The sequence below is a fragment of the Pseudomonas izuensis genome (assembly GCF_009861505.1).
Classification (GTDB): Bacteria; Pseudomonadota; Gammaproteobacteria; order Pseudomonadales; family Pseudomonadaceae; genus Aquipseudomonas; species Aquipseudomonas izuensis.
The window spans coordinates 114,857-131,968 of record NZ_WTFT01000007.1 but is presented as its reverse complement, the minus strand read 5'-3'; the positions used below and the strand labels follow the sequence as shown (position 1 = coordinate 131,968).

The window sequence follows — 17,112 nt, the reverse complement described above, 5'->3', positions numbered from 1 at the left end:
TCGAACAAAACTATTAAGGAGTGGTAAGCGTCATGCTGACCGGTGAAATTCGCAGCCAAATCGACGCTATCTGGAATGCCTTTTGGTCGGGGGGGATTGCCAACCCCTTAGAGGTGATGGAACAGATCACCTATTTACTTTTTATCCGCCGTCTCGATGACGCGCAGATGCTTGAGGAAGCCAAGGCTCGTATCCTGGGTCAAGATATACGTAATCCGATTTATCCTACTGGGGATGACACCAAAGGACGCAGCTACAACGACCTGCGCTGGTCTCGTTTCAAGAACTTCGCCCCGGCTGAAATGCATTTGGTGATGGGTGAACATATATTCCCCTTCCTGCGCAGCATGGGCGGAGATGGTTCAACCTACTCGCATCATATGAAGGACGCGCGCTTCACTATCCCTACTGCGAACTTGCTGGCCAAGGTCGTCGACATGCTCGACCACGTGCCGATGGAGGATCGCGATACCAAGGGGGATATCTACGAGTACATGCTCGGCAAGATTGCTTCAGCAGGACAGAACGGCCAGTTCCGCACGCCGCGCCATATCATCCAGCTGATGGTCGAGATGACAGCGCCTACATCCAACGATGTTATATGTGATCCCGCTAGCGGCACCTGTGGTTTCCTGGTGGCTGCCGGCGAGTATCTGCGTGAAAGACATGCCGATTTGTTCAATAGCCATACCGACCGGGAGCATTTCCATAACGGTATGTTTCATGGCTACGACTTCGACAACACCATGTTGCGCATTGGCTGCATGAACATGGCTCTGCACGGAGTGGATAATCCAGATATTCGCTATAAGGATTCGCTGGCCCAAGATCATGCTGGGGACGAAGAAAAGTATTCGCTGATCCTTGCAAACCCGCCCTTTGCTGGCAGCTTGGACTACGAGAATACCGCGAAAGACCTGCTCAGCATTGTCAAGACTAAGAAGACCGAGCTTCTGTTCCTTGCTTTGTTTCTGCGTCTACTCAAGCCTGGAGGCCGAGCGGCGGTGATCGTGCCCGATGGCGTATTGTTCGGCTCAAGCAAGGCCCATAAGGAGCTGCGCCGAATGATTGTCGAAGAGCAGAAACTGGATGGCATTATCTCTCTGCCGTCAGGAGCTTTTAAGCCTTATGCGGGTGTGTCTACCGCCATTCTGTTGTTCACCAAAACTAATTCAGGCGGCACTGAGGACATCTGGTTCTATGACATGCAGGCCGATGGCTGGAGTCTGGATGACCGGCGCCAGCCCTTGCTGGACAGCGACAAGCTTGGCCCTTGCTTAGCGCAAGCCCTTAGCGAAGCAGAACACTGCAAAAATAACCTCCCTGATGCCCTCGCCCGTTGGCATCGTCGCGAGGAAAGTGAGAAAGATAATCCGCGTACTGCACAAAGCTTCTGCGTGCCTAAATCGGAAATTGCAGCGCAGGGTTATGACCTCTCTATCAATCGCTACAAGGAAGTAGTGCATGAAGCAGTTGAGTATGAGCCGCCGCTGGAGATCATTGCACAGCTAAAACAGCTGGAGGCGGAAATTCAGGCAGGAATGGTTGAGTTGGAGGGGATGCTGAAGTGAGCATCACTCGAGTGCCATTTGAAGACGTATTCGCTGACGAATCTGGAGGGAACATCAAAACCCTTCAAAGCGATTACAAGGCTGAAGGTAGGTTTCCGGTTGTTGACCAAGGCAAAGCTCTGATTGCCGGTTACGTAGATGACGAGAAACGAATCTGCGGCAACGGAAAACCGGCAATTATCTTTGGTGACCACACCCGGCGTGTGAAATTCATGGATGCGCCGTTTTGCATGGGGGCTGATGGGGTCAAGGTGTTGCGTCCAAAGATCGATGCAGACCTAAAGTATTTGTACTACTACCTGAAGCAGCTTCGATTGCCTGATGCTGGATATGACAGACATTTCAAGTATTTGAAGCGCGTTGAGGTTGTGATCCTTCCACTATTCGAACAACGCCGCATCGCTGCCATCCTCGACAAAGTTGACACCCTCCGCACCAAGCGTCGCGAGGCGTTGGTACAACTCGACCGCCTCGCGCAGTCGTTTTTTTTGGATATGTTTGGTGACCCCAAGATTAATTCGAGGGGGTGGCCTATAGTCAAACTTGGTGAAGTTCTTTCCTACCCCTTGCGGAATGGTATATCTCCTTCGAAGTCCGGAAAGATTGAAGCACAAGTGCTAACGCTTTCTGCTGTTACTGGAAGTCGTTTTGACGAGACGTCTCAGAAACCCGGAATTTTCAAGTCTGAGATTTCTCCAGACCACACTGTAAATGAGAATGATTTTTTGATTTGTCGTGGCAATGGTAATCTTCAGCTAGTGGGAAAGGGAGATTTCCCCGCGCGTTCGATGCCAGGGGTGGCTTTCCCAGACACGATAATTGCTGCACGAATTTCACTAGAAAAAACTCAGCGCGACTATTTACGGTACGTTTGGGGGTCTACATCTATACGCGATCAGATTGAGTCTCTCGCGCGCACCACAAACGGTACTTATAAAGTCAATCAAACTGTTGTTGAAGGAATTTCATTCATTTCTCCGCCAATTCATTTGCAAAATGAATTCGGTCTACGCATTGCCAAAATATCGCGACTAGCTGAGGTTCATCGAAGAGCGTTAAAAGAAATTAACTCGTTGTTTTCGTCACTCCAACACCGTGCCTTTCAAGGGAAACTCTGACCAAGCAGCAAAGTAGGTGCTACGGAACGGTATGAATTCGTGCAGTATCTGTGGCAGCAACTGAACATAGCGGATGAAAGAGTAAATTAGGGAGAAAGCCAAACTATGAGTAACTTCGCCTTCCTCACGAATGAATGGACATTGCTGCACGACGCTGCCAGCAAGGCGGAAGGCGCAGTTAACAGCGACCCACGCACGACCTGCTTCTATGCACGGCGTGCGCTAGAAATTGCGGTTGCCTGGCTATACACCCACGACAAGTCGTTCCAGCTACCCTACCAGGACACCCTGAGTGCCCTGATTCATGAACCTACTTTCCGCGAGGGAGTGGGTAATGCCCTATTCACCAAGGCCCGGTTGATCAAGGATCTGGGTAATTTGGCCGTTCATGGCACCAAGAAGATCGCGACTTCGGATGCGCAAAATGCAACCCGTGAACTGTTTCACTTCTGCTACTGGCTTGCCCGTACCTATGGGCGAAGCGCTCGCCCCTCCGGTAGCCAGACGTTTTCCCTCGATCTGCTGCCTAAGCCATCCCAAATCGCTCCGCAATCGGCTGAGCAGCTACTGACGCTGGAGAAATGCCTCAAGGAGAAGGACGAAAAGCTCTCCGAAGTGCTGACCCAGCATGCGGCGCTGAATGAAGAATTGCAGCGTCTGCGAGAAGATGTGGCGGCAGCCAAGAAGGCCAACGTTGCTCAGCCCGATACCCACGATTATTCCGAGGCCGAGACCCGCAAGGCCTTTATCGACCTGTTGCTGAAGGAGGCTGGTTGGAACCTGGATCCAGCCAAGAACTTCGAAGTCAAAGTCGCTGGCATGCCCAACGGTGAGGATACCGGCTACGTGGATTACGTGCTGTGGGGCGATGACGGCAAGCCGCTGATGCTGGTTGAGGCCAAGCGCACCACCAAGAGCCCGAAGGTGGGCCAACAGCAGGCCAAGCTATATGCCGACTGCCTGGAGCAGATCTATGGCCAGCGCCCGGTGATCTTTTACACCAATGGCTACGAGCACTGGGGGTGGGATGACTTGTCCTACCCACCTAGGTCTGTACAGGGCTTTTACAAGAAAGACGAGCTAGAGCTGCTGATTCAACGTCGCAACAGCCGTAAACCGCTGGCCGAAGCGGTGATCAACAGCGAGATCGTCGAACGCTATTACCAGTCTCGTGCGGTGCGTCGTGTAGGGGCGACCTTCGAGGTGGACAGGCAGCGCAAGTCGCTGCTGGTCATGGCCACCGGCAGCGGCAAGACTCGTACGGTGATTGCGCTAGTCGATCTGCTGATTCGCAGCAACTGGGTCAAGCGTGTGCTGTTTCTGGCGGATCGGGTGGCGCTGGTGAATCAGGCGGTGAACGCCTTCAAGTCCTATCTGCCCGATTCAGCCCCGGTGAACCTGGTCACCGAAAAGAACACCGAAGGCCGGGTGTTCCTGTCCACCTACCCCACCATGATGGGCCTGATCGACGAAGCTAAGGATGGCCAGCGCCGTTTTGGTGTGGGCCACTTTGACCTGATCGTGATTGATGAGGCACACCGCTCGGTGTACCAGAAGTACCGCGCTATCTTCGAATACTTCGATTCATTGCTGGTGGGCCTGACGGCCACCCCCAAGGACGAAATCGACAAGAATACCTATGGGCTATTCGACCTGGAAACCGGTGTACCGACCGATGCCTATGGTCTGGATGAGGCGGTGGCTGACCGTCACCTGGTGCCGCCGGTTCCGATCTCGGTGCCGCTGAAGTTCCAGCGTGAAGGTATCAAGTATGCGGAACTCAACGAGGATGAAAAGGCACAATGGGATGAGCTTGAGTGGAATGATGAAGGCGTCATTCCGGATGAGGTGGATGCTGCTGAGCTGAACCAGTGGCTATTCAACATCGACACGGTCGACAAGGTACTGGAACTGCTGATGACCAAGGGCCAGAAAGTGGCCGGTGGTGATCAACTGGGCAAGACCATCCTCTTTGCCAAGAACAATGCACATGCGGACTTCATCGCCGAGCGCTTCAACATCAACTATCCGCACTACAAAGGCCACTTTGCCCGCGTGATAACCTACAAGACCGAGTACGCCCAGACGCTTATCGACGACTTCTCTAAGAAGGCCAAGATGCCGCACATCGCCATCTCGGTGGACATGCTCGATACGGGTATCGACGTGCCTGAGGTGGTGAACCTGGTTTTCTTCAAGGTCGTCCGCTCCAAGACCAAATTCTGGCAAATGGTCGGGCGTGGCACGCGACTGTGCAAAGATCTGTTCGGCCCTGGCGAGGATAAGAAAAATTTCTTCATTTTCGACTTCTGCCAGAACCTGGAGTTCTTCAGCCAGAACCCGGAGTTTTCCGAAGGTTCGTCTACCGAAGCGCTGGGTACCCGCCTGTTCAAGGCACGGCTGGAGATGATCACCGAGCTGGACAAGAAGCTTCAGGAAGGCATCAAGGCCGGAGAAGATGGCAACCCAGTGAGCATCTCTCAGTTGCGTAACGAGACTGCCGGCTTGCTGCACGACAAAGTAGCCTCCATGAATGTGGATAACTTCGTGGTGCGCCCACAACGCCAGTTCGTCGAGAAATTTGCCCAGGCAGAAGCTTGGCAAGCGATTGGCTCCGAAGAGTTCCACGAACTGACCAGTAAAGTAGCGGACTTGCCCTCCGAACAGGTCGATGACGATGAAGACGCCAAGCGTTTCGACATGCTGGTTTTGCGCACCCAGTTGGCGATCCTACAAGCCAAGCCGGACTTCCTGAGTCTCAAAGAGAAAATCCTGGCTATTGCTGCTGCTTTGGAGGCTGAAACCAACATACCGGCTATCAAGGCGGAAATGGTGCTGATCCAGTCTCTGGGTAGTGAAGAGTGGTGGGAGGGTGTCACCCTGCCCATGTTGGAAACTGTACGCCGTCGACTGCGGGCATTGATCCGGCTGATTCCAAAGCGACAAAAGAAGATCGTCTATTCAAACTTTGAGGATGAGATCGGCGAAGTTGCCTTGATCGACCTGCCTCAGGTCACCGCTGGCCTGAACATGGGCAAGTTCAAAGAGAAGGTCAGAGCTTTCCTAAAAGCCCATGAAGCACACCTCTCCTTACAGCGATTGCGCCGCAACCAGGCACTGACACCCTCTGACCTGGTTGAGCTGGAGAAAATGTTGATCGATGCGGGTGGCTCTCAGGCGCTGATTGATGAGGCTAAGGAAAAGAGCCATGGCCTGGGCATCTTTATCCGCTCGCTGGTGGGGTTGGATCGCGAAGCGGCCATGCAGGCTTTCAGCAAGTTCATCAATGACAAAAAGGCAACGCCGAACCAGATAGAGTTCATCAATCTGATCGTGCAGGAGTTGACGCAGACAGGTGTGATGGAGGCTGCGCGGCTGTTCGAATCACCGTTCACCGATTTGAACGCACAAGGGCCGATGGGGCTGTTCCCAGCTGCTGCGGTGACGCAGATCGTGGATGTACTGGTGAGTATACGAGCAACAGCTGTCGCGTAGATTTGGGAATGCGGTGTAAATGGCGACGATGTGCTTGTATTTAATTGCAACGTTCTGATTTTTCGAAAATGATGTTTTGCATATGGACATAGAGTGAACCTAGCCTAGGCTTACTTTCAAAACAATGGGGTAACCTTAAATGGCATTGCCTTCTGTTGAACGATTTGCACAGAGTGCAATGGATCTCTATAGCAACAACCGAATGGTTGTATTTCTCTGTGGCCCGACATTGGTGGGCTTGACAACGCCAGCTGCGAGACTACGCAAGCGACTTCTTGAGGCTCTTGAGAGTGAAAGCTTTGAGGTCGTTCTCGGAGAAGATGACGGTCTTGAAGATTTACGACTAACACGTACGAAAGGCTATGCTCATGATAATGAGCTGGAGTTCATAAAAAAAGAGTGTGGCGCGATTGTAATCGTCGCTGACAGTGTTGGTTCTTTTTGTGAGTTAGGCTTATTTGTCCATTGGCTTCAGTATCATGGTGAAAACAAGTGTGACTTGATTCTGCTCGTGAATGAAGATTACAAAAAAGATAAGTCTTATTTTAATGAGGGGCCAGCGCGAGCAGTGGATGACTTCGGGAAAACACTGTTTGTTGATTTTGATAAGGCAGAAATTGAGCCAATTTTGAGGCGTCTTAGAGGGCGCAGATCAAGTTACTTTATAGGTGGCCGTGGTCGCCCAGCTACTGGACTTTAAAAATGGCCATAATAGTAAATGTTCAGTTGGTTAGGCTTGCTTTGGGCTGTATACAACCAGCCGATGCAAATTCTGTTAGTAAGTTTTTAGGTGCTTCACTTATTGGTGATGATAACCTGCTGTCTCCATCCGTTATTCAAACAGTTTTTGATGGCTGGATTGCTGATGGAGATGTAGTTAGCGTTCATAAAAAGAGTCAACTGTATTCACTAACCAGGCAAGGCGATAAGAAGCTCAATCCTAAAGAGCGTAAGGTTCGGGATCGAACGCGCTTGTTCTTGCTAAAGAACTTACGAGCAGCTAAGCTCCATCTACCAGAAGCCGGTGAATCAGAGAAGGCTGATGTTTCGTCAGCCGTAATTGTTGACCAACCACTACAAGAGGATGAGCGGCCAACAGGCGCGGTCTGCCCTCCTCGCGTAGCTCGTCGAGCAGACCGCGCCTGTTGGCCGCTTCTCGCAAAGCAACTTTTTGTTGGCTCTTCCTCCCGCGCTTCTGGCCCTTTTTTCCGATTTTTGTCTTTCCCGACAATTAAGGCCTGTGCCCAAGCGAATGGGCTAGACTCGATACCCAGTGATGGTATCGGTCTTAATGAAATATCCTTAGCACTCGGAATTAGCCCTCAACTTATTGGCTTGTTAATTCATAAACCTGAGCGCCATTATCGTACCTTCCAAATACCTAAGTCTAATGGAGGGACAAGAAATATTCAGTCGCCGCGTACGATGATGAAAGTAGCACAATACTTTCTTTTGGATTATGTGCTTTATCGATGCCCCGTACATGTTTCGGCGATGGCCTATAGTCGTGGTTGTACAGTCAGGAATAATGCAGAGGTTCATGTAGGTCGCAGATTCGTGGCTAATATTGATGTGGAGAATTTTTTCCCTTCCCTTAGTCGAAAAATTGTATTTCGTGAGTTAATTGCTAGCGGGATGGAAACTAATATGGCCAGCTTAGTTTCTCGTCTAACCTCTTATAATGACGGTCTCCCGCAGGGCGCTCCAACAAGCGCTGCATTATCTAATATCGCACTATATAGAATTGATGATGAAGTGTTTAATTACTGCCAATCGATAGGTGTTGAATATACGCGCTATGCAGATGACATTACATTTAGTGGTGAAAGTTTAGAGGCTGTACAAGGTGCAATTGAAAAAATTAAGGCCTTACTTAATTCAATAGGTCTTGTGATAAATAAAAGTAAAACGAGAATTTTCGGGCCGTCCTCAAGAAAGGTTGTCACCGGCGTTGTGGTCAATGAGTGGGCTCAACCGACTAGAAAAAGCAGAAGAAAACTCAGAGCAGAATTGCATCAGGCGACATTGAACCCTGAAAAATATGCTGGCCAAATAGATGTAATGCGTGGGAAAGCCGCTTATATGCTTTCATACGCAGGGGAGGGGCGACCGGTAGGAGGTCTACCTAGGGGCTATGTCGAATCCTCACTGGCAAAGCTCGCTGCTTACATCAAAGAGCATAAAGGCTGAGTTCTTCTACAAGTCGACCATCAGTACCTTGATCCCCACCCCTTCGCAGAACCGCCCGACTGCCGCGAGCGGATCGGCAGACACTTGGCGCCGAGACGCAGCTCCAGGCGCCAGGCCTCGCCGTCGCACAGCACGCGAAACTCCCCCACCGCCCCGGTCTCGACCAGCGCCGCCAGGGTGTCCTGCTCGATGGCTCTTTTCATGTTGATCCCCTGCTCTCGCGTCCAACCAGTACCCAGGGTATTGGTATAGCGCAGTCACAGAATCCGGCGACCAGGTTGGCCCTTCAGTGTCACCAGGCGGTGGATAACTGTGGGGGCGGATTCACCATAACGTCCAATTACGCGCAGGATACTGGCGCGCCCAAGCGGCCCTGGGGTGGAGCAATGTCCGTGCCTTGCCTCTACTCCTCGACCCACCGCGAAGCAGCTGACGATAATGATGGAGTTTAAGCAATGACTGCTGGGTCGCTGTTAACTCGTTCGAGTCCCGCGCGACCGCTCACAGCTTCCACAGCGCCGCAGCAATCCGTGATTGCTTCTGACGCAAGCGGTCAATCTCCCATTGCACGGCCGCCTCTTCCTCCAGTGCTTCGCTGGCCATGCCCTGTTGCACGATGTTCATCGCCGGGATTTTCAGTTCTTTAAGCGTCGAACCTTGAAGGGTGGGCGTGCTGCTACCCACGACCAATCGGCTGAGTTGGGCCTGGCCCATGGGCGAGCGTAAGTAGACCATCAGCGCCCCGGGATCGTACTGCCCCGGGGAGCGCGAGCGCAAAATGGCCAGCGACTGGCCGGCGACCCAGCCTCCGGCCCCGCTGTCAGGCGCCGATTTCACGAGGCCGACCTTCCCTACCGCGCCTTTGATGCAGAGCAGAACGTCGTTGCGCTGAATAAAATAGCTCAGGGCTTTCGGTGTACTGAGATCGAACAACGAGTCTTTGCTGGCACCTTGCACGTGGCCATAGTCGGGGAGGTCTGCTGCCTGAATTTCTTGAACCGGCACCCCTTGTAGGGTCGTTGCGTACTGGCGGGCGCGAACGATGTCGAAGTGATCGAGCAATTTTGTCGTGGGTTGAGTGGCCAGCAGGACGTCCAGTTTGTGCGTCTGGTCGTCAAGTAAGTAGCGACTTACTTCCAGGTTGCATTCGTCCCGTGGAATGTCGTTGGCGGCCATTTTCACTGCCATGGCATTGTTGTCGCGATCCCGCACGGTCCGCAGCAGCTCCGGCAATCTGACCAGCTCAGTGCGTTTTTTAGGTCCGCTGGCGGTGAACTCATCCGTTACTTTCACGAATCGAATGGTGTCGGACGGTGTCACGGTATCGAGAATTAGCACTGAAGCGGCGGCAGGAGATCCGGAAAACAACCCGCCCGGCAGGGCAATGACTGAGTGGATCATGCGCTTCTGAAGCAAATCGGCTCGAAGCAACCGTTCAGCGCCAGCATTGAAGAGCGCATTGTTGGGAACGACGGCAATGATTTTGCCACTGGTCTGTGCGAGGAGATGTCGCAGGTTCAGCACCATGCTCGACTGCGTCTTTTCCGGAAAACGCTCGTGAGGATCATGTTCCACATCCTTGGGGTCATAGCGCCGTCCGTGCTCAAGGATGCTCAGGCTGACCGGAAAACGTTTGAGTTGGCCCTGCTCGGTCAAGGTGGGCATTAACACCGGGTCGTTCTGGTGAACATCCGGACGCGCACCATTTAATTGCGCCAGCACCAGTTCTGCCGCCACTGGAGCGGAGGATTCCGTCCAGCAATCAATGTTTTTGCGGCTACAGCGCGTCGCCAGTTGGCCGGAATTTTCCCACGGCAGGTAGACCTGGGCCGGTGAGTCAGAGGTCGCGAGTGAAACCAGGAAAGTGGCAAGACTGGGGTCGTAAGCGCTGTGTGCCAAGTTCCGATCGGACGACCAATACAGCACGTCGTCCGCATTCCACTCGCGCAGCTGCCCTTGCTCCTCCAGCCGCATGGCTTGTTCGATAAGCAGCGGAAGGTGCTGTGAGAGCGTGGGTTCGGTCTTCGCAAGCGTGTGACCCAGTTGCGGGGAAATCAACGGCTGCACACGCCTGAAGTTGGCTGCTTGCGCGTTCGGGGACAGCTCAAGTTGACTGGGCAAGGTAAGATCGGCCGGCAATTTACCGAGCCGCGACAAACGCGCCCATGCCGTGATTTGCAGAGCCAGTAGGGTCGCGTCGGCCACAGGGCACGCCGTAGCGACGCCGACCAATGCGTTGAAAATTTGCTCGTCCCGGGTCATAGACGTCACATGCGTGTAGAGAGAATAGACGTACAAGGCTAGTCGCAATCGTCTTGCTAGTCAAAAAGTATTGACTACTTTTTATGGGAAGGTTACACTTCTCGCCATTGGGGAAGGATCGGCTAGCGCTTTCCAGTTGGGAGTAGGTGTCTTTCCCACCTCGATGGCTCACCCTCTAACCCAGTTAATCAGGGCATCTTTGCGAAGTGCGGAGTTTTATATCAGCTGGCGCAAGACCGTTGGTCTTAAAGTTTTTTGTTGTTTTTGTTTTATTATATTGCATTGATATTTAAGGGTTTTTTCAATTAGTTGAAATGCCTGTAGAAATTTTGTTTGATTGTTTTTTGTATGTATTAACGTATTCGAATTTTATAGTTACTTAGATATTAAGTCATTTGACTTTCTCCTGCGGCGATTAACACTTTCCCGTGCATCGTAGGAGCACACCAGCATGATCCGAGACACCGATAGTCCCACTTCCGCCAGAGATGTTGCCCGTAGAATTCGGCGCGGCCGACGTGCACTCGTGCTCAAGTCCCTGAAGGGCAAAGGCGGCGAATTGCGCGTTGAGAGCGCCCTTGAACGCGACATTGGTCTGATGCTGGATATTGATCCGCGTGTAACCGAGCTTGCCGCGCAACCCTTCACGCTCGAATTGCAAAGCAACAAAGTACTGCCTTCGCGTGAGCACTATCGGCCACGGCCAGGTGTCAAACCGCGCTTTTACACCCCCGACTTCCTGTGTCGGCTGGATGATGGCAGCGTATTGGTCATTGAGGCCAAGCATTCTCGGTTTAGTGCGGCGTTCGAAGCTAAGCATGAGGAGATTGAGGGCTGCCTAAGATCCTACGGTATCGGCTTCATGCTCGTTTTGGACACGGCCGTGTCTCCTACGGTCATGCAGACGCTAGCCAACCTTCACTTGCTGCGAGCGGGTTATCTTGAGTTAACTCGTGCAGCAGCGGAAAGAGAGATCAGCGCCTTGCTCGACTCCGCGACCTGCTGGTCGGTTGGGGAACTTTCCTTGCGCTTGACGTCGGGTCCTGTCGGCATCCTTGCGGGTCTGCTGGCGGGGCTATTGACCGCCGATTTGTCCATTCCCCTGTTTTCACCGAGCAACGAAGTTCGTGCGGCTTTTGGTGATTTGTCACACTTTCAATTTTTGCAGGTGCGTCCATGAGCCGCCTGCTGGCAGTGAATAGCATCGTGCTGGAGCGCGACCAGGTGCGGCGGGTAACGTCCATTCGGCCCGAGATTTCGCAGATCGTCCTCCAAGGGGCGCTGGGCGAAGAGTTCGTGATGAACATCGACGATTTTCAGCAGCGATTCGCCCAAGGCCAGTATCGTCGTAGCTACGGCCCCGCTGTATCGGCCGTCCAGCCCATGCCAGTGCGCAACCTGACGCAGACGGAACGCAGCGCGCTCGACCAACGACTGGAGCTGCTCGAATACGTTGACGAGGCGCGTCGTGACGGTTGTTCCTGGACAAGCACGGTTGAGCGTCTGCATACCCGCTGTGCAGAGCTGAACCTGGCCCTGCCCTCCACACGGACGATTCAGCGCTGGCGCAAATCATCCGGCTTCATCGGCTCGACGGATCAATTGGCGCCCCGTTTCAGCGCTCGGGGTAACAAGCGTCGGATGCAGACCCTGGATGATCTGGATTTTGAGGAAATGGTCACCGATGAAATCATGCGGTCGTATTTCCACACCGATAAGTTCAGCGTCAGTCAAATCACCATGTTGGTAAATGATCGATGTCGAACACGCGCCACCGAGCGCAATGTCCCGTTTCGTGGGATTTCCCGTCGCAGTGTCTGTCGTCGTATTCGCGCGTTGGAACACACACTCATTGCGCATGGGCGGGTGTCGAAAGCCACCCACGATCAAGAGATGCGGGTGGCCATCCGCAAGTTGTTGGTGGAACGTCCCTATGAGCGGGTGGAAGTCGATGCCACACCGCTGGATATCTTCTGCTGCGATGAGAATGGTGAACCCATTGGCCGGGCAACGTGCTATGCGGGCATCGATGCGGCGACGGGTGCGGTAATCATGATGAAAGTTTGTATCGAAAAACCCTCGCAGCATTTCGTACTGTCGGCGCTGGAGTTTTGTTTTTCGCCTAAAGGCGAGGCCTTCAGCCAGCGCTATGGGCTCAGCCACCCGTGGTTGGTGCCCGCAGCGATTGAAACGATGGTGCTCGACAATGCGCAAGAACACCACGGCGGTCTGGTGCTGAACGCACTGCGTTACTTGCATACCACCATTGATTACCCCATGGCTGGAAAGCCCCAAGCCAAGCCCTTCATTGAGCGGTTCTTCGGCACGTTGAAAGTCGGCCTGATCAATACGCTACCAGGGTCCACCAAGTCCCAGTCGAAATTTGAGCGTGATCCGATTGGGCGCGCGATGAAAGAACGTTTGTATACCGTCCCGCAGCTAGAAGCCTTGATCATCCGGTGGGTCGCGGATGTGTATATGCAAAGGCCTTTGCAACGACTGGAAGACCGCTTCGAAGCGGGTTGCTCACCAGCACGGGCGATGGCGCTTTTGAAGAAGTCCTATGTCGTGATTCCACCGCCGGATCCTGAGGAGTTCAGGAATGCCTGTCTGCACTACCATCATCGTGAGCTGACGTTGGGCCGAGAGGGTGTCAGCCTCGAAGGTATGAAGTACAACAGTCAGGAGTTGGCCGCGCTGTATCAGCGTCAGGGTCAAGGAACCAAGGTCAAGGTGAGGTCATATCCGCTCGACTGCCGCTCGGTGTATGTGGTGGACCCCAACAATCCCAGCGTGTTGATCGAAGCATCCAACCCCAAACCCGGCATGCCAATGATCGGCTTTGAAGAGGCGAGGAAGATTCGTCGTGCGCTTCGTAAATCCGATGCCCAGCTGTCGGGTGAGGACTATCACATCGCTCATGTGCAGATACTTCGTGAGGGTCGTGCTCAGGCGGCCGGCGGCAGCATGAAGCAACGGAATCGCGCTGCCCGAGATCAGGAGCGCGAACACAAGCGGCTTGAAGCGCAGCGTCAGGAGCCGTCTCGGCCGGTGGTCGAGACGACCACTGAAGTGCCGTCTTCGACAGCCGCACTCTCGGCCGCGCCTCGCCGCAAGAAATCCGTGCAGGGAGAGGCTGAATGAACGCGTTGGTGAAGTACGAGCTGATCGAGCACGCCACCTTCAGCCAGGCACTGGACCGTTTGGAGTCGACGGTCAAGCGCGGCCTGGCCGGCGAATCGTTGATTTTGCCGATCTTCGGCCCGACTCGGGTCGGTAAGAGCGAGCTGGTCAAAACAGTCATGGCCGACAATATGCCAAAGGTGGTCGATGGCGTTCGGCGGATGCCTATCGTGCGGGTGGTGACGCCGGTTAACCCGACCCGTCGCTCCCTGCCTATCGCGCTGCTGGAGGGACTGGGTTCCCCCCGCTACAACCGCTCCAGTTCCGAGGAGCTGACCCGCATGGCCTGCGAGTTGATCAAGATCACTCGCACCAGGGTCCTGGTCTTCGACGAAATGCAGCATTTTGCCGAGCGTGGTTCTCGCACCGCCGCCCGGGAAGCGGCGGACTGGTTGAAGGTGCTGGGCGAAGAAATGAACCTGACCTTGGTACTCACCGGATTGCCCTTGGCGAACGAGGTTCTGACCCGCAATGAACAACTGCGCGACCGCGCTGAAGCCGTGTTCGAATTCAGACCCTACAACTGGAACGCTGCCGGTGAGCGACAGGCGTTTCGCGGCGCCCTATTGTCCCTGAGTGAAGCGTTTGTCGAGGCCGGCTGGAGCGTACCCGAGGCGAGGGACCTGGACTATGCCAAACGTGTGTATGCCGCCTGCCTCGGTCGGATTGGCATGATGGTGAAGTTGTTTCACGCAGCGGAGCACTTGGCCACAGCGCGCAGCATCACGGAGAAGACTCTGGTGCGCGCCTATGCCGAAGCGGTGAATACCCGGTTTCTCGAATTCAATCCCTTTGAAGGCAACCCGCCTGTCGACAGCCTCCTCGGACAGGGATTCGCCAAAATGCTGATCGAGTCGCACATGTCCATGCCTAAAGCCGTACCACAAGGAGTGAAAGCATGAGCATGAGCTTGATCGTTCGCCTCCTACCGCATCCTGATGAGTCGCTGCATGGCTTTCTGCGCCGTGTCAGTGAGCATAACTTGGCCCCAAGCGTTAATGCACTCTTGGCCAGCTTCGGGATGAAGTCCCGCTTGACCTACAGTGAGGCTGAACTTGCACGACTGGCGGATAGGCTGCATGTCGACGTCGTGGACTTGGCCTCTCGCCAACTGGCTCCAGACAGCGAGAACGTAATCCTCCGGCCAAAATACCTGGGCCGTGACGGCGTCAAAGTGTGTCCCCAGTGCATCGCAGACAACCCTTATCATCGCCTCGGATGGGCTCATACACTGGTGACCGCCTGCCCCCATCACGACATCCAGCTTGTGGTGCGCTGCCCGGCCTGTAACCAAGGCATCGACGCTGACGGCCTGCTTAGCCACTGCCGGTGCGGTCAGACCTACGCCCTTGGCCCAACCGTCGCGGCCAGTGAGGAGTCGCTGGCGCTGTCAGCTTTCCTGCTGGGCGTTGAGCACCCGGCCCGGCATTCGCTACCACCGGCATGGCGCACGGGCTCACCGCCCGCTGATGTAGTCGACCTCCTCTATCTGCTCGGCAAGCATTTTACGGTCAAGTCCGAGGACTCCCGCGAGAACAAATCCTCGCGTGGCAAAGCGTCGGTCGGTGCATTGATCGTATCGGTGCAAACCGGCTTTGGCCTCCTGTGGTCATGGCCGACGCGCTTCGACGAGGCCCTGGGCGCTCGACTGGCCAGTACTGAAGGCCCCGGTCTGGCCAAGCGCTTGGGCGGTTGGTACCGCGAGCTGCATCAGCGCTATACCGATCCCGCGTATGACTGCCTGCGGCAAGCGTTGGTCCAGCACCTGTCGCTGAACTTTGACGGGCACCTCAACCTGAGAATCAGCACCATCGATCCCCAGCACCTACAGGACAAGTGCTGGCTGTCTTCGGAAGAAGCTGGACGCCTGATCGGCATAGGCTCGGAGCTGGTGCGATCGGCCGTCACCACAGGCGAGATCAAGGGCAAAGTGACCGTTAAAGGCAAGAATCGATTCGTGTCGATTCACCGCGACGTGGTTGAAAAGGTCCGTCAAGACCGCCTGCGGTTTCTGACCACCACGGAAGTTCGTCGTCGGCTGGGTGTCAGCAAGCTGGTTTTTGAACGGCTCATGCAATCTGGAGCCTTGGATAGAAAAACCAAGTCTCAACGTCCGCCACTGGTCTCCGCAGAATTTCTGGCGGCGGATGTCGAGGCGCTGGTGGTTCGTCTTCATCAGGGTATTCAGCACAGGGAGGTTGATCAGTCGGCGTGGACTGGGCTCCAAGATATTTCAATCCGACGGGGTATCCCGGATCGAGCTATTTGCCTGGTCCTGCAAAAAATACTGCATCAAGAGATCCTCCCCGTGGCGGTCATCGCGGGAGTACCCGGCATCTCTGGACTTCGCTTCGACCTGGCTGAACTCAAAGCCTGCTTTGAAGAGGAACAACCAGAGCTGCTGCTGAGCATCACCCAGCTCGTACGTCTGCAAGGGTGGAAGCATGAGTCGATCAAGGAATGGATTGAGACCGGCCTTCTGGCCGCTCGCCAAGAGTCCGTTAACGGCAAACAGCATTGGGTGATTCCCCTGGCTGATCTGTTGACGTTCATGTCGGAGTTCGCGGTGCTCGCCGATCTTGCCCGCCGTACCAACACCCGGTCGATTTGGCTGTTGAATCGATTGAAGCCCGTAGGGGTTCAACCTGCGCTGGCACCCATAACGGGTCAGGGAACTCGCCGTGGCATGTTGCTTCGCATCGACGATCTGGTAAGCGCTGCGCAGTCCAGCAAACGCGCGCAACCCAGCGTTTGTACCGGGTCGGCGTAACGCGATGGTGGGCGTCATGCGCAACGGGTTGCGCAACATCCCCCAGCCTGTAATCGCTGAGGGCTGGGTTAAACCAGTCGTTCAGGAGGCAAGCAATGTTCAGCACCAGTCGTTATGCCTTACGCCAGTTGGCACGCGCTACGCGTACTGAATTCGAGGGGCCGGTCACGGGTTACATCATCAATGCGCGGATTGTGGCGTGTTGCTGTGTGGGGCAGGTATACGGTCATGTCAGAGCGAGGGCTGATGGCTGGTTTCAAGATGGGCATACCATCCGCACCTCCGATATTTTCCGCCTCGAAGAATGCCGGCGTCATTGGATTTGTGAAACGGAAAGTGGCAGCCGTTATGTGATTGCCAATTTTGCCGCAGCGGGTGGCCGTCGATCATTGGGCGTGTTCATCGAGATCTTGCAGAAGGGGTTTCATCCGACCGCTCGTCACCGTCATTGACGGCCGAGGGCGTCAAGGTTCAAGGCCGTTCCCACGTCAGTATCGCCGTGTATGGCTGATCGGCGGTGGGA

Annotated in this window: 12 protein-coding genes; 10 read left to right on the top strand and 2 right to left on the bottom strand. The window is 54.5% G+C overall.

All coding sequences use genetic code 11. From position 1 onward, the window contains the following. The first annotated feature begins 32 nt into the window (after positions 1-32). From GPL81_RS06800 to GPL81_RS06780, 5 genes are all read left to right on the top strand, one after another. The gene (locus GPL81_RS06800) at positions 33-1,571 is read left to right on the top strand and encodes a type I restriction-modification system subunit M (RefSeq protein ID WP_160106049.1); all 1,539 of its coding nucleotides are present in this window, start codon (positions 33-35) and stop codon (positions 1,569-1,571) included. Continuing rightward, positions 1,568-2,689, top strand: coding sequence for a restriction endonuclease subunit S (locus GPL81_RS06795; RefSeq protein WP_160106047.1), 1,122 nt, complete (start codon positions 1,568-1,570; stop codon positions 2,687-2,689). Before GPL81_RS06800 ends, GPL81_RS06795 begins: the two co-directional genes overlap by 4 nt. Before the next feature lie 105 nt (positions 2,690-2,794). Then, a complete protein-coding gene (locus GPL81_RS06790) occupies positions 2,795-6,184 on the top strand; it encodes a DEAD/DEAH box helicase family protein (RefSeq protein ID WP_160106045.1) in 3,390 nt (1,129 codons plus the stop codon). Positions 6,185-6,323: 139 nt separating this feature from the next. Further along, entirely contained in the window at positions 6,324-6,884 is a 561-nt protein-coding gene (locus GPL81_RS06785; RefSeq protein WP_160106043.1) for a hypothetical protein, read from the top strand. A gap of 2 nt (positions 6,885-6,886) precedes the next feature. Then, positions 6,887-8,374, top strand: coding sequence for a reverse transcriptase domain-containing protein (locus GPL81_RS06780; RefSeq protein WP_160106041.1), 1,488 nt, complete (start codon positions 6,887-6,889; stop codon positions 8,372-8,374). Between the two features lie 20 nt (positions 8,375-8,394). Here GPL81_RS06780 and GPL81_RS06775 read toward each other — a convergent pair whose 3' ends face one another. Both GPL81_RS06775 and GPL81_RS06770 read right to left on the bottom strand, forming a co-directional pair. Then, complete coding sequence (locus GPL81_RS06775) at positions 8,395-8,577, bottom strand: hypothetical protein (protein WP_246218906.1); 183 nt, start codon at positions 8,575-8,577, stop codon at positions 8,395-8,397. A 298-nt stretch (positions 8,578-8,875) separates the two neighbouring features. Then, the gene (locus GPL81_RS06770) at positions 8,876-10,636 is read right to left on the bottom strand and encodes an N-6 DNA methylase (protein WP_160106040.1); all 1,761 of its coding nucleotides are present in this window, start codon (positions 10,634-10,636) and stop codon (positions 8,876-8,878) included. A 526-nt stretch (positions 10,637-11,162) separates the two neighbouring features. Here GPL81_RS06770 and GPL81_RS06765 point away from each other — a divergent pair. From GPL81_RS06765 to GPL81_RS06745, 5 genes are all read left to right on the top strand, one after another. Beyond that, entirely contained in the window at positions 11,163-11,816 is a 654-nt protein-coding gene (locus GPL81_RS06765) for a hypothetical protein (RefSeq protein ID WP_246218905.1), read from the top strand. Further along, entirely contained in the window at positions 11,813-13,780 is a 1,968-nt protein-coding gene (locus GPL81_RS06760) for a Mu transposase C-terminal domain-containing protein (protein ID WP_160106036.1), read from the top strand. Before GPL81_RS06765 ends, GPL81_RS06760 begins: the two co-directional genes overlap by 4 nt. Then, the gene (locus tag GPL81_RS06755) at positions 13,777-14,721 is read left to right on the top strand and encodes a TniB family NTP-binding protein (protein WP_160106035.1); all 945 of its coding nucleotides are present in this window, start codon (positions 13,777-13,779) and stop codon (positions 14,719-14,721) included. The genes GPL81_RS06760 and GPL81_RS06755 overlap by 4 nt, the downstream gene beginning before the upstream one ends. Next, on the top strand, positions 14,718-16,589 hold the full coding sequence (locus tag GPL81_RS06750) for a TniQ family protein (RefSeq protein ID WP_246218904.1): 1,872 nt from the start codon (positions 14,718-14,720) through the stop codon (positions 16,587-16,589). The genes GPL81_RS06755 and GPL81_RS06750 overlap by 4 nt, the downstream gene beginning before the upstream one ends. A gap of 95 nt (positions 16,590-16,684) precedes the next feature. Continuing rightward, entirely contained in the window at positions 16,685-17,041 is a 357-nt protein-coding gene (locus tag GPL81_RS06745) for a hypothetical protein (protein ID WP_160106033.1), read from the top strand. Positions 17,042-17,112: the final 71 nt, after the last annotated feature.